This is a genomic window from Arthrobacter sp. BK1, assembly GCF_056680055.1.
Window position 1 is genome coordinate 196,392 of record NZ_CM155263.1, and the last position, 13,245, is coordinate 209,636.

Below are 13,245 nucleotides of genomic sequence, written 5' to 3' on the forward strand. Positions count from 1 at the left end.
CTAGTTCCCTATCAGCTCCGCATGAAGCTTCTGGACCCGGGCCCTAATATCGTCTCGGACAAGGCGCATCCGATCCATGCCTTCGATACCCCGTTCGGAGGGCTCGTCCGTATCCCAGACCTCAAGGCGTTTGCCCCCGGGGGCTTCGACTTTCGCTTCGTTGCCCAGGACGATCACGACGTCCACTGCGTCAAGGACTTCGTCGGTGACGGGCTTCGGGTGTTCGCCGGTGATGTCGATGCCGAGCTCGGACAGGGACTCCACCGCCTGGGGATTGAGGGACTTACCAGGTTTGGTTCCCGCGGAGTAGACGGTGACGTCTCCACCGGCGAGCTGATTCATCAGTCCGGCGGCGAGCTGGGATTTGCCGCCGTTCTTGCTGCAGACGAACAGGACGCTGGGAGTCTTCGTGGTTTCAGTCATGCCTTGATTCTTCCTTTTCTGAGCTGGGGTCGTGGAGCAGTGATTCGGCCAGGCGCGCGCTGATCCGGTGCAGGAGCTCGGTGCTGTTTTCAGTTCTCAGCAGAGCGGCCGTGGGCCAGGCCGGTGGGGAATCCGACGAGGACCGGTTCGGGTGCTCCGCAGCAGCCTCCGGAAGTTTCGGCCACGAATCCTGCGGGGACGACGGCGGGGACGTCGCAGCTGGTGCCGATGTCGGAGGAGCAGACGCCGGTTTCGGGGAGTTCGAGCTGGACGGTGTCGGCGGCTTCCCTGTCCCCTGCCAGGGCGGCCGCGACGGAGCGGACCTGTTCGTAGCCGGTGGCGAGCAGGAAGGTGGGGGCCCGTCCGAAGGACTTCATGCCGACGATGTAGAAGTCCTGCTCGGGGTGGGCGAGCATCTTTGCGCCGTGGGGTTCGACAGTGCCGCAGGAATGGAATGCGGGGTCGATCAGCGGGCCGAGCTCTCGCGGGGCTTCCACGCCCGGGTCCAGTTCCAGCCGGATTTCCCGGAGGATGTCCAGGTCGGGGCGGAACCCCGTGGCCGGGACCACGACGTCGGCCTCGAGGGTGCGGCCGTCCGTGGAGGTCGCGGTGACGGCGGCTCCGTCGGACGCTGCGAGGGAGGCGATTCCGAAGCCGGTGTGAAGTTCCACGGCACCGGATTCGACGAGGTTGCGGAGCCGGCTGCCGAGCTGGCCCCGGGCGGCAAGCCCGTCGGCGTCGCCACCGCCGTAGACCTTGGCCGCGGAGGCGCCGCGGATCGCCCAGACGATCTTCGTCCCCGGCACCTGTGCTGCGAGCTCGGCGAGGTTCAGCAGGGTGTTGGCTGCCGAATGCCCGGCGCCGACAACAACTGCTGTGCGGCCCTCGAACGTCTCGCGGTCACGGCCCAGGACGTCCGGCAGCGGTGAGGAAATGTGGGTGGCCGCGGCGGCTTCGCCCACGGCGGGCAGCCCCGAGGTTCCGAGCGGGTTGCGGGTGGACCAGGTGCCGGAGGCGTCGATGACGGCTGCGGCCCGGTACTCGCGGACTTCTCCGTCGGTGTGTTCGACGCGGACGACGAACGGAGTGGTGCCGCGGTTCCGGGTGTGGGTCTTGTCCATGCCCTGCCGGGTAACCGCGACGACGCGGGCGCCGGTGTGCAGCCGGGACGAGATGACGGGCAGGCAAGCGAGTGGGGTGAGGTAGCCGTCGATGAGTTCGCCGCCGGTCGGCAGCGCCGTCGGCTCCGGTGATTCCCATCCGGTGGTGGCGAGGAGGCGGACGGCGGCGGCGTCGGTGTTGTACTGCCACGGTGAGAACAACCGGATATGGCGCCACTGCTCAATGGCAGCGCCTGCGGCCGGGCCTGCCTCAAAAATCACCGGCTCGAGTCCGCGTTCGAGCACGTGCGCCGCGGCGGCCAGGCCCACAGGCCCGGCCCCGATGACGGCCACAGGGAGGCTCTTCGTCGAATCCATGCTGTCCTCATTTCTCATCCGTTGGTGATGCTGGGTTGGTGCCTGCCGGATCCTTCTGGGTCCGGCAGGCACCGGGGTGTCAGCAGCAGTCCTGATCGTCGTCGCAGCAGCCATCGCCGCAGCATCCGGTGTTCATTCAGCTCACCTCCTCCCCTGCACAGGTCTAGGCGTGGGTGGGTTCTTCGACCAGCGCCGTCGCGATGCTGTCGGCGTCCTCCAGCGCGGCCAAGTACCTCTCCGCGTCAAGGGCAGCGGCGCATCCGGTGCCGGCGGCCGTGATGGCCTGGCGGTAGCGGTGGTCCACGGCATCCCCGCAGGCAAACACACCCGTCAGGTTGGTGACCGTGGTGGGCGCATCGACCTTGATGTAGCCCTCAGCGTCGAGCTCCACCTGCCCGGCCACCAGTTCGGTGCGCGGCAAGTGGCCGATCGCGACGAAGATCCCGGTGGCAGCCTGCTCGCGGGTCTCACCGCTGACAGTGTCCGTCAGGGTGACACCAGTGACCTTGCCGTCGCCGTGGATGGCCGTGACGGCCGAGTTCCAGGCGAAACTGATCTTTGGATTGTCCTTGGCCCGCTGGGCCATGATGCGGGAGGCGCGCAGTTCGCCCTTGCGCACGACGACGGTCACGGACTTGGCGAATCGGGTCAGGAAGGTGGCTTCCTCCATCGCCGAGTCACCGCCGCCGACGACGATGATGTCCTGCCCGCGGAAAAAGAAGCCGTCGCAGGTGGCGCACCAGGAGACACCGTGGCCGCTGAACTTCTTCTCCTCGGGCAGGCCCAGCTTCTTGTAGGCCGAGCCGGTGGCGAGAATAACGGCGGGAGTCTCGTACGCCTCACCGGCCCCGGTGACCACGCGCTTGAGGTGCCCCTTCAGCGTCACTTCGGTGACGTCGTCGAACATCACCTTCGCGCCGAATTTCTCGGCCTGCTGCTGCAGCCCGTCCATCAGCTCAGGGCCCTGGATCCCGCCGGGGAAGCCCGGGAAGTTCTCCACCTCGGTGGTGTTCATCAGCGCACCGCCCGCGGTGACCGATCCGGCCAGGACCAGAGGCGCCAGTCCTGCACGGGCGGCGTAGATGGCCGCAGTGTAGCCGGCCGGGCCGGACCCTATGATGATCAGCTGTTCGGTCATGATTCAGCTCCTACTTGGCGGCGGGGATCAGGGATGCGATCAGGCCTTCGATGCGGGTCTTGATTTCATCCCGGATCGGGCGGACGGCGTCCACGCCCTGGCCGGCAGGGTCCTCCAGCACCCAGTCCTCGTAACGCTTGCCCGGGAAGTACGGGCATTCGTCGCCGCAGCCCATGGTGATCACCACGTCCGATTCCTTCACCGCTTCCGTGGTGAGGACCTTGGGGATCTCGGCTGACATGTCAATGCCGAGCTCGGCCATGGCCTCGACGGCGGCCGGGTTGACCTTGTCCGCGGGCTGCGAGCCGGCGGAGCGGACCTCGATCCCACCCTTGCCAAGGGTGGTGAGGAAGGCGGCGGCCATCTGGGATCGGCCTGCGTTGTGGACGCAGACGAACAGGACGGAGGGCTTCTTGGCGGTTTCGGTGCTCACGGGGTTTCTCCTGGAATCAGTTGGGTGTGGATCGGTTTTGATGGGGTCTTCGTCCCGCACCCGCCTACTGACTACATTGATGTTTGTCGATGCATGAAGTATCGATCAACATATCGACACTTGTCAATATGGGTGGGGTGTTGGTTTTTAGGCTGCGTGCAGGCGGGGTGCGAGGTCGCCCACGCGGCGGGCAATGTCGGTGAAGGCGCCCTCGAAAGCGTCCCCGGTGTTCAATCGGAGCGGATCCGGAACGGACCAGTGGATCCCGGCCAGGTTGGGGATTTGCTCGTGGGCGTTATCGCACACGGTCACGACGAAGTCATCAGCGTGGACTACTTCATCGAGCCGGCGCGGGGGAAGGTCCGCCAGAGCGACGCCGTGGCGGCGGGCGACGGCAATGGCGCCCGGGGCGATGCGGTCAGCGGGGTGTGTTCCCGCGGAGGTTGAGGGGATCTCGCTGACCTGGTTCCAGAGCGCGACGGCCAGCTGGGACCGGGCGCTGTTACGGGTGCAGACGAAGAGGACGCGGCGGGCTCCGTGTTCGGCACCGGGAGCCAGTTCGTCCAGCGCCCCGGCGGCGAGCCGGATGTAGCTGCGGCGCTTGTCCGCCTCCGAACGGTGCCGGGTTGCCAGTCCCGCATCTTCCAGCGTGCGCAGGTGGTGGGACAGCAAGTTCGACGGCATCCCGAGCTCGGCCTGCAGCTCCGTGGGGGAAAGATCTCCCAGGGTCAGCAGGTCCACGATGCGCAGCCGTGCGGGGTCTGCGAGGGCCGCATGCCTGGCGACCCGCGCACGGAAGACTTCAATTGGGTCAGTTTTCATTGGTTCAATTTTGACTGAGTAAATATCTTGCGTCAAGCTGTTGGTATGACTTCTCAACAACCGCCGCTGTGGCGCCGTGCCGTCGCCGAACTGCTCGGCACCAGTCTGCTCGTGATGATCGTGGTCGGCTCCGGGATCGCCGCCGCGCAGCTCTCCCCGAACGACGTCGGCCTGCAACTGCTCCAGAACAGCACTGCAACGGTGCTGGGCCTGACGGTCCTGATCCTCGTATTCGGGCCTGTCAGCGGCGCTCATTTCAACCCTGTGGTCTCTCTGGTGGACTGTGTGCTGGGCCGGCGCAGCGGCACCGGACTGAGCCTGCCGGAACTCGGTGCATACATCGTTGCGCAGACGGTTGGTGCGATCAGCGGCAGCGTTGTGGCAAATGCCATGTTCGAGGTGGGCACCTCCATCTCTGCCAAGGAACGTGCCACCAGCGGGCACCTGCTGGGAGAGGTCGTCGCCACCGCAGGCCTCGTCCTGCTGATCTTCGCCCTGGCCGCCACCAAACGCGGCGTCCTCGCAGCCCCGGCCGTGGGAGCCTACATCGGCGCCGCCTACTGGTTTACCTCATCGACGTCGTTCGCAAACCCGGCAGTGACGGTGGGCCGAATCTTCAGTGACACCTTCGCCGGCATCGCCCCGGGCTCTGTTCCCGGCTTCGTGATGGCGCAGCTGATCGGTGCGGCGGTGGGACTTGGCCTCCTCCTCGCGCTCTTCCCCTCAGCGGCCCGCGCGGCGGACGACGTCGTTGTCCCGCACGGCTCCGACACCACCGGCCCCTAGCCCCGCGCCGGCACCTGGTCGACTGTTCGCACCCCACCGGAACGGGACCCGCACAGGGACCGCCGCCCCTTCCGAAAGCACCGCAGCACAACATTGATGCATATCAATGTTGCGGCATAATGGGTACATGGACTTACTGCCTCTCCTTGAGCCGGCCACGGACGAAGCCTGCTGCGCTCCGGCGGGAGCGCCCGCCCTGGGCGCCGAGGAGGCGAAGCGGAAAGCCTTGGTATTCAAGGCGCTGGCTGATCCGAACCGGCTGCGTCTGCTCTCCATTGTCAAGGCCGACGCTTCCGGTGAATCCTGCGTCTGCGATCTCACCGAACCGCTGAACCTTGGCCAGCCCACTGTCTCCCACCACCTGAAGATCCTGGTTGACGCCGGACTGCTGCATCGCGAGAAGCGAGGCACGTGGGCCTACTACTCTCTGGTCCCCGGTGCCCTGGAGCAGACGGCCGGCCTGTTGACGTCCCTGTGAGCCGAAGTTCGGCACCTGACGTCACTGTCCGGCCATTGCGGGAATCCGATTGGCCCGAGGTCAAGCGGATCTACGCTGAAGGAATCACGACGGGTCAGGCCACGTTCGAGGTCGAGGCACCGGATTGGCGCGGCTTCAACGCTTCGCGGCTTCCTTCACACCGACTTGTGGCAGAGGAGTCCGCCGGCGGGATTCTAGGCTGGGCGGCTGTTTCCGCCGTTTCCGCCCGCCCGGTGTACTCCGGCGTCGTCGAGCACTCCATCTACGTTTCCGAAGCGGCCCACGGCCGGCGGATCGGAACACTCCTGCTTCAGGCCTTGATCGACTCGACGGAAAACGGGGGCATCTGGACCATCCAGGCGAGCGTTTTTCCGGAGAACGAGCCAAGCATGAGGCTGCACCTTGCCCACGGCTTCAAGGTGGTGGGACTGCGGGAAAAGATAGCCCGGATGACCCACGGTCCTGCTGCCGGCCTATGGAGGGACACTGTGCTGATCGAACGTCGCACGCGGGTTCTCTAGTTCTTGCGCTGCCAACACCGCGGCAGGGAACGTAGTCCCAGGGAGCCGACGCCGCGACCGCAGGGTCCCAGCCCCCGACGCACACGCGTCGCCGAGGGGCTGGATCCACGTCAGGCGGGCTGGGAGCTGAGTGCGGTCAGGGCCAACAACTTTTCTTCACCGGTGGGTTCTTCGGGCAGGAGCGGAATGAGCGCGAGCCGGCCGGTCAGGGTGCGCACTTTCGCGACCTGTTCCATTTCGCTCGCGGCGCGGGCCTGCAGGAACGGGGTCTCCGGATGCGCCGCGGCGATCGAGTTGTTGATGACCCAGGCCCACGGGTGGATCCCTGCCCGTATCAAGTCACCCTGCAGTTCTTCGGCTTCGAGCACCGGTGTCGTTTCGGCCAGCGTGACGAGAACAACCTTGGTTTGTGCCGGATCCTGAAGCCGCATCAGGGGCGTCACGAATCCCATGGTGTCACCGACCTGGCGGGCGATCTCGCGGTGGTAAGATCCGGTGGCGTCCAGGAGCAGCAGGGTGTGGCCGGTTGGTGCCGTGTCGATCACAACAAAGTGCCGGCGGGATTCCTGGACCACCTTGGAGAACTGCCGAAACACGGCCACCTCGTCGGTGCAGGGCGACAAGAGGTCCTCGGCGAGGGCAGCGCGACCGTCATCGTCCAAATTCCGGCCCTTGGTCTCCATCACATGGCTCCGATATTCCTCGATGGCCGCTTCCGGATCGATGCGGGAGACCGTCAGGCCCGGAACGGAACCATGGAGCGTTTCGGTGAGGTGGGCTGCAGGATCAGTCGTGGTCAGGTGCACCGCATGCCCGCGTTTGGCCAGGGCGACCGCGATCGCGGCAGCGACAGTCGTCTTGCCAACGCCGCCTTTGCCCATGCACATCACGAGGCCGTGGCCGCTGAGCTCCATGTCGTTCACCAGCGCGGCCAGCGGAGCGTCCTCCACCTCGGAGACCAGGGCGGCGTCATCAGCGATGTCCGCGCCGGAGCTGGCCGTGAAGAGGGACTCGAGTGCCGGAATGCCCACCATGTTGCCTGGCTTCAGATCCAACATGTCGCGCGGAAGTGAGGCCACCGCCCCGGGAATCGCCGCAATGGCGGCAGCCTCCCTGGCACGCAACGCCCGTGCCAGATCCTCGTCCCCTGCGGCCTCTGGCAGGACACCGTTGACCACAACGTAACCGCCGCCGATCCCGATCTGGTTGAGTTCGAGATAGGTCCGCTCAATTTCGGTCAGTGATGATGTCTGCGCGCGGCTGACCAGGACAAGCCGCGTCCTCGCCGGGTCCGTGAGGGCCTGGACCGCCTTGGCATACACCTGCTTGTGCTTATCCAGTCCGGACAACGGGCCCAGGCAAGAGGGGTCCCCCTTGCCGGCCGCCAGGAAATCAGTCCACGAACCAGGCAGCTGAAGAAGCCGGATCGTGTGACCCGTCGGCGCCGTGTCAAAGACGATGTGGTCATACTCCCCGTAAGAACTGTCATCGGCGAGCAGGTTGGTGAACTCATCAAACGAGGCGATCTCCGTGGTGCACGAGCCCGAGAGACTCTCAGCGATGCCGACCAGCTCAGACTCGGGCAGCAGGCCCCGGACGGGTGCGATGATCCGTTCCCGGTACGCCTCGGCTGCCTGCTCCGGGTCAATTTCCAGCGCCGAAAGGCCCGGCACATCCCGAAGGGGCGTGATGGTGTTGCCGATGGTCACGCCGAAGACCTGCCCGACATTGGATGCCGGGTCGGTGCTGACCAGCAATACTTTCTTTCCGGACTTGGCGAGGGTGAGCGCAGTTGCGCACGCCACAGAGGTCTTGCCCACTCCGCCCTTGCCGGTGAAAAACAGGAACCGGGGCGCGTCCTGAAGAAACTGCACGCCGGGACCTAGCCGCAGCTCGTTGAGCCGCCGCAGCAGCCGCCGGACTTTTCACTGAGGCCAAGTTCGGGACGGGCCTGCGGTTCCACGGCGGCTTCGCCGAGTCCGGCGAAAGTCAGCAACTGTCCCCTGCTGGGGTACGTCCCGGTGGCTACCGTAACGCCGTCCACGATAGTGAGCGGCAGGCCCCTGGATCCGACCAGGTGCATGAATCCCCGGACCGTTTCATCTTCCGCGAAAGCGGTAGGTTCGCTGGCGAGGTTGTGGCGGGCAATGTCTGCACCGAGGCCCTTGAGGTGCCGCACATCCGCTGTCACATCCACCAAGGACTGGTCCACGTCAGGGCCGCAGACTCCAGTGTCACAGCAGAGGGCGGATTCGTAGATTCGGATGGCAGGCATGCGGTTCTCCTTGGCTTTCGTGGTGGTTCAGATTCGATGCCGAAACACATAGCCCCACTCATTCAAGCTGCCCCCAAGGGATATAACCAGCGTGGCTGGGACCTCACCCAGCATATCGATAATCGTCGATGCAGAAAAGTGCTGGCGGGCGACGTTGGCAACTGTGTTGACAACCGGGTGTGGCCAAGCCCGGACCGAGCTCCGCCAGCGCAGCTCCGTGCAGATGCAGCTGCGTTTTTCAGAGCCCGCTGAGGTCTTTTCAAGGCGGGCATTGACCTGGTTCGGCCTGCGCGGGGTTCATTTGGTTCGCTGACTTGTTTACATGGGGAAGGCGGTGCGGCGTCCCGCGACGGCGATGATGAGCGCGATGACGGCAAGCCCGGCCATCACCGCCGGCAGGACCAACCCCTCGAAAGTGCTGATCACCACCGCGCCAGCCACGCCGGCGGCGAAGATCGCCAGGTTGAAGGCCACGCCGAGCATCGCATTGGCGACGTCCGCGTTGTCCCGGCCGGCAGCGCTGATTGCTGTTTGCAGCTGGGCTGCCGCACCACCGAAGGCGATGCCCCACAGCACGATCGCGGCAACGACCGCCGCCACCGAGGCGTGGCCGACGATGAAGACCCCGCCGGCCAGGACGAAGGAGGCAATACTCAGCAGGACCAGGCGCCGAAGGCCCTTGTCGATCACTGCACCGGTGAGGACGATTCCGGCAATGGCCGCCGCTCCGAACACCACCAGGGCAGCCTCGACCGGGAGAGGAAGATCCGCCGTGCGGAGGTAGGAGCCGATGTACGTATAGAGGATGTTGTGTCCAAGCATCCAGCTGACAATGACGGCGAGGACCACCGCGATGCCGGGAATGCGGAGGACCCGCACCAAGGGCACCCGTGTCCCGGCACGCTGGCCGGGCGCATCCGGCACCAGGAAAACTGCAAGCAGGACGGTCAGGACCGTAAGGATGGAGAGGACACCGAAGGACCAACGCCAGTCCAACGTGGTGCCCAGCCATGAACCGAACGGCGTCCCCACTGCCAGTCCCACCGGAGTGCCAACGGATGCAACGGACAGTGCGCGCCCGGCATGTTCGGGAGCGGTGATGCGGCGGGCGTAACCGGCGAGCATCCCCCACAGCAGGCCGGAGAATGCACCGGCCAGGAGCCGCGCTCCCAAGGAAAGCACAATGTCCGTGGAGAACGCCGTGACAAGGTTCGCGGCCAGGAAGCCAAGGATCCCGACTACGAAAACAGGCTTCCGGCGCATGCCCCGGGTCATGGCGACCGCAGGCATCGCGGCCACGACGGTTCCCAGGGCGTAGGCGCTGACGAACTGCCCGGCGGTGCCCTCGGCAATGTCCAGCCCGGCGGCGATCTGCGGCAACAGGCCTGCCGGCATGGTTTCGGTCGCGATCAGCAGGAACCCCATCAGTGCCATGATCAGCAGGGCCGCCCACGGGAACCGGTGTACCCGGGCGGAAGAATCAGACTGTGTGTCTTCGAAGGTGCCGAGGTCTTCGTGGGGCAGGCTGTCCGCAGGTGTTTCGCGGGCGTCATCCTGAAGGGTTGCGCGAGTCAAGAATGGTTCCGTTCTTCTGTGGGGATGGGATTGGCGGGTAGCTGCTCAGTCCCTGAGGCTCAGGGTGGCGTCGAAACGGCCGCTGCGGTCACGGACTGCCGCGAGGTCATCAAACGTTCCGATCCGCACAATCCCTGTGTAACGCCCCACATGTTCGTAGTAGAGGACGAGAGTCCGGCCTGGGGCGTAGTACCCGATCGTCAGCGGATCAGCGTCATCGCCGGCTGGAACGCCGTCGAGTGACAGCGGCTTGGGTAGTTCTGCGTGCTTCTCCTGTCCGCCGAATTCGCTGAAGGACAGCGTCAGGGGAAGCTGGTCGAGCAGGGAGCGGGCGGTCGCGTTCCCTGACAAGGTTCCGTTCACGGTCCGACCGTCAATCCGGATGGTGATCGGAGTGTCGTCCTGGTTCTCGCTCGCTGTCATCGTTTCTGTTCCTTCCGGGCTGGCCGTTTCCTGCGAGGCCGTCGCCGTGCTTGCCGGGACGGTGTTACCGCCGGCCGTGTTCGTTGAGGCCGGGCTGTCCGAAGCGGTACTGCACCCGGTAAGGAAGATCGCCAGCGCGGTGATCACCACCAGGGTCTGCTTCTTCATTCGCATGGCAGACTGTCCTTTCCCAGGCAAAGTTCGGTTCATTCCAGCAAAGCAGCCCGCGACGGCGGGAGGGAGCCCCTGTTGTTACAGGTACCGGGAGGGACCCTCACAGCGGTGACCGCTAATGGGGGTACCCGGAGGGTCTCCTTCATTCCGGGATGCGCGCCTAGGGTGGATTCATGAACAACCGTGCAGACGTTCGTGAATTCCTCACCTCCCGGCGTGCCAAGATTTCGCCCGAGGCAGTCGGGCTGCCGGCCGGCGGCAACCGCCGGGTCGCTGGACTGCGCCGCAGCGAAGTGGCAACCCTTGCCGGGGTCAGCGTTGAGTACTACACCCGGCTGGAGCGAGGCTCCATCAGCGGAGCCTCCCCGGAGATCCTTCAGGCGATTTCCCGCGCGTTGAACCTCGACGACGCCGAGCGCGCCCACCTGTTCGACCTCGCCCACGCGGCGAGCCCCGTAGCCAGGCCACCCAAGCGCCGGAATTCCCAGAGCTGGAATCCGCACACCAGCCTCCAGTGGGCGCTGGACGCCGTCACTGCAGGACCGGCTTTCGTCCGGAACGGACGCATGGACCTCTTGGCCGTCAACGCACTCGCGCGCGCCTTCTACAAGGATGTGTACGACATGCCCGGCCAGTCACCTAACCTGGCCCGTTTCACTTTCCTCGACGAGCGCGCACGCGACTTCCACTCCGACTGGAACGCTGCTGCCGAGGTGGTGGTTTCCATCCTGCGTACCGAAGCCGGCCGGGATCCGCACAACAAGGAACTCCACGACCTCGTCGGTGAACTGAGCACACGGAGCCAGGAGTTTCGGCGTCTGTGGAGCTCGCACGACGTCCGCCATCACGGCGCCGGTGCCAAGGTCTTCCGCCATCCGGTCGTGGGCGAGATGAGCATTGCCTACGAAGGCCTCGAGATGGCGGCCGAGCCAGGACTCACCCTCACTATCTACTCCACTGAACCCGGTTCTCCATCTGAAGAAGCCATGCGCCTGCTCGCCTCCTGGGCGGCTACGGAGTACCCGCAGGAACGGCGGAAAGTCAGTCAATAGGACGCGCTCGCAGCCGCTTGAAAGCCCTTGAAACAGCACATGCTGACAAACCCCGTGGTGTGTTATTCGCGGGTGTGGGCCGGCGCGATGCCTGGGCCCCGGACTCCACGTGTCGGACTGAGGATCAGGGCTTTAGCAGGGCCTTGCTTTCATTGCACGGCGCTCGTCCAAGTTAAAGCAAAAAACCGCTCTGACGAGGGGATATGCCGTGCCCGAGGTGGGACTCGAACTACATTCCCGGCCTTGCAAATACTGGGAACCCGCGGAAACGTAAGGAATCCGGCCCGAACCCTCCGATGTACGAACCGGTCCGAAGCCCCAAGTGTGGACATTGTCCACACCCCTTTCGTCCCTTCTGAGCACACCAATTAACCACCGCTCCCCCACTGAGTAACGCGGTTCGTGTTTGCGCCGGGACTACGGCAGGTTTCGCCCCGCCCGTGTTGTGGTCGACGCCGCCCGTGAGCAACGGAGGATGCAGTGTCCCGCAGGGCCACTTAACAATGAAAGACTTCATGGCGGCAAACACCTCCTTCGCCCACCTCACGGGTTCTGAGGCCGGGTAAACAAACGACCAGGCAAAAGGTGATGCGGGCATCCGGCCTCGCAGCAGGGCCGCTCCTGGCTGTAGCGGACGCGCGCGGCATCCCGGTATATAAGCCAGCATCACTAACTCGGCTACAGAACTACATGGCTACTCGGCTTACGAGGTGCGCGGCAATCATCCTTGCGCTCTCCTCCAACGAGATGTCGCCGGCGGCAACGCCCACGACGAGATCGAACCCATCATCAGTGCTGAAGTCATGCCGGAACCCGTTGATCCAAAGCATCAAAACCATCAGCGTCCAGGCAGTTCGCTTGTTGCCGTCGATCAGCGGATGGAACCGGGCCACCGACTCCAATAAGGCCGCCGCCTTCATCTCCAACTGCGGATATGCTTCCACACCCACGACTGTCGTTGCCGGACGGGCCAAGGCCGAGGCCAGAAGGCCGATATCCCGGATATGGAACCCGTACCGGTCAACGACCTGTAACGCGTCCTCAATCTCGAGGTACGCGGTCACGCATCCTCTAGGCGCGTCAAAAGCTCAGCATCGTGGCTCATCACGAAATCCAGTCCCTCGCCGATCTCACGACTTCGCCGGTGCCGCTGCAGCACAAGCTCCGCCCCCTGGAGCAGCAACGCCGACTTCGAGGTGTGCTCCTCGGCGGCGAGCTGGTCCAAACGACGATCCAGATCCACGGGGACACGCAAATTCATAGCCATGAAACATATGGTACCAAGTTAGTACCATCCCACTCCACTGCCCCGGCGGAGACTGCCCGTTTGCTTCCGCGCCTCGCCGTGATCGGCTCCGGGCGAAGCCCTGTCACCTGTCTCATAACCAAGGATAGGTACTCAATTTTTGCCAAGAGGTTATGAGCCATAGTTACGAGCGGTGTAGCCGCTCCGCGGCGTTGTGGTCTTGAGAAAACGATCTTGTGGATGGGTCGGGTAGTGGCGGATGATGACGGTGCCGCGGTCGACGCCGCCGATTCTTAGTGCCGAGAGCCTGTTTACGAGCGTGGTGTGGAGGGCTTCCACGGGAACCGTGGATTGGTGCCGCAAACCCAGCAGCGATGGGTTTGATGAGCCCGTTTAGTAGATTCCTGAATTATTTACCCGC

General features: G+C 64.8%; 15 protein-coding genes. 4 read left to right on the forward strand and 11 right to left on the reverse strand.

What is annotated here, in order from left to right; translation table 11 throughout:
* From AC1MCA_RS00905 to AC1MCA_RS00925, 5 genes are all read right to left on the reverse strand, one after another.
* Window positions 1-423 (reverse strand): arsenate-mycothiol transferase ArsC, encoded by a 423-nt coding sequence (locus AC1MCA_RS00905; RefSeq protein WP_479800521.1) that lies wholly within the window; start codon window positions 421-423, stop codon window positions 1-3.
* An 89-nt stretch (window positions 424-512) separates the two neighbouring features.
* Window positions 513-1,901 (reverse strand): NAD(P)-binding domain-containing protein, encoded by a 1,389-nt coding sequence (locus AC1MCA_RS00910; RefSeq protein ID WP_479800523.1) that lies wholly within the window; start codon window positions 1,899-1,901, stop codon window positions 513-515.
* Between the two features lie 163 nt (window positions 1,902-2,064).
* On the reverse strand, window positions 2,065-3,042 hold the full coding sequence (gene trxB / locus AC1MCA_RS00915) for a thioredoxin-disulfide reductase (protein ID WP_479803502.1): 978 nt from the start codon (window positions 3,040-3,042) through the stop codon (window positions 2,065-2,067).
* Window positions 3,043-3,049: 7 nt separating this feature from the next.
* On the reverse strand, window positions 3,050-3,472 hold the full coding sequence (locus AC1MCA_RS00920; RefSeq protein ID WP_479800525.1) for an arsenate reductase ArsC: 423 nt from the start codon (window positions 3,470-3,472) through the stop codon (window positions 3,050-3,052).
* Between the two features lie 147 nt (window positions 3,473-3,619).
* Window positions 3,620-4,294, reverse strand: coding sequence for a metalloregulator ArsR/SmtB family transcription factor (locus tag AC1MCA_RS00925; protein ID WP_479800527.1), 675 nt, complete (start codon window positions 4,292-4,294; stop codon window positions 3,620-3,622).
* Window positions 4,295-4,339: 45 nt separating this feature from the next.
* Here AC1MCA_RS00925 and AC1MCA_RS00930 point away from each other — a divergent pair, with 45 nt between their 5' ends.
* The 3 genes from AC1MCA_RS00930 to AC1MCA_RS00940 all read left to right on the forward strand — a co-directional run bounded on the left by AC1MCA_RS00930 (window position 4,340) and on the right by AC1MCA_RS00940 (window position 6,079).
* Window positions 4,340-5,080, forward strand: a complete 741-nt coding sequence (locus AC1MCA_RS00930; protein WP_479800529.1) for an aquaporin — start codon at window positions 4,340-4,342, stop codon at window positions 5,078-5,080.
* A gap of 127 nt (window positions 5,081-5,207) precedes the next feature.
* Window positions 5,208-5,558 carry an ArsR/SmtB family transcription factor gene (locus AC1MCA_RS00935; RefSeq protein ID WP_479800531.1) on the forward strand — a complete coding sequence of 117 codons (351 nt, stop codon included), beginning with the start codon at window positions 5,208-5,210 and terminating at the stop codon, window positions 5,556-5,558.
* Window positions 5,555-6,079, forward strand: coding sequence for an N-acetyltransferase family protein (locus AC1MCA_RS00940; protein WP_479800533.1), 525 nt, complete (start codon window positions 5,555-5,557; stop codon window positions 6,077-6,079). The genes AC1MCA_RS00935 and AC1MCA_RS00940 overlap by 4 nt, the downstream gene beginning before the upstream one ends.
* 110 nt (window positions 6,080-6,189) lie before the next feature.
* On the opposite strand, the gene arsA is transcribed toward AC1MCA_RS00940, so the two are convergent.
* From arsA to AC1MCA_RS00960, 4 genes are all read right to left on the reverse strand, one after another.
* Window positions 6,190-7,953: an arsenical pump-driving ATPase gene (arsA, locus tag AC1MCA_RS00945; protein ID WP_479800535.1), complete on the reverse strand. Its 1,764-nt coding sequence runs from the start codon at window positions 7,951-7,953 to the stop codon at window positions 6,190-6,192.
* Window positions 7,954-7,961: 8 nt separating this feature from the next.
* On the reverse strand, window positions 7,962-8,354 hold the full coding sequence (arsD, locus tag AC1MCA_RS00950) for an arsenite efflux transporter metallochaperone ArsD (RefSeq protein ID WP_479800536.1): 393 nt from the start codon (window positions 8,352-8,354) through the stop codon (window positions 7,962-7,964).
* A gap of 318 nt (window positions 8,355-8,672) precedes the next feature.
* Entirely contained in the window at window positions 8,673-9,929 is a 1,257-nt protein-coding gene (locus tag AC1MCA_RS00955) for an MFS transporter (RefSeq protein WP_479800538.1), read from the reverse strand.
* 45 nt (window positions 9,930-9,974) lie between these two features.
* Window positions 9,975-10,520, reverse strand: a complete 546-nt coding sequence (locus AC1MCA_RS00960; protein WP_479800539.1) for a cyclophilin-like fold protein — start codon at window positions 10,518-10,520, stop codon at window positions 9,975-9,977.
* 179 nt (window positions 10,521-10,699) lie between these two features.
* Here AC1MCA_RS00960 and AC1MCA_RS00965 point away from each other — a divergent pair, with 179 nt between their 5' ends.
* Window positions 10,700-11,578 (forward strand): helix-turn-helix transcriptional regulator, encoded by an 879-nt coding sequence (locus AC1MCA_RS00965; protein WP_479800541.1) that lies wholly within the window; start codon window positions 10,700-10,702, stop codon window positions 11,576-11,578.
* 686 nt (window positions 11,579-12,264) lie between these two features.
* On the opposite strand, the gene AC1MCA_RS00970 is transcribed toward AC1MCA_RS00965, so the two are convergent.
* Window positions 12,265-12,642, reverse strand: coding sequence for a type II toxin-antitoxin system death-on-curing family toxin (locus AC1MCA_RS00970; RefSeq protein ID WP_479800543.1), 378 nt, complete (start codon window positions 12,640-12,642; stop codon window positions 12,265-12,267).
* Window positions 12,639-12,845 (reverse strand): hypothetical protein, encoded by a 207-nt coding sequence (locus AC1MCA_RS00975; RefSeq protein WP_479800544.1) that lies wholly within the window; start codon window positions 12,843-12,845, stop codon window positions 12,639-12,641. Before AC1MCA_RS00975 ends, AC1MCA_RS00970 begins: the two co-directional genes overlap by 4 nt.
* Window positions 12,846-13,245 lie beyond the last annotated feature (400 nt).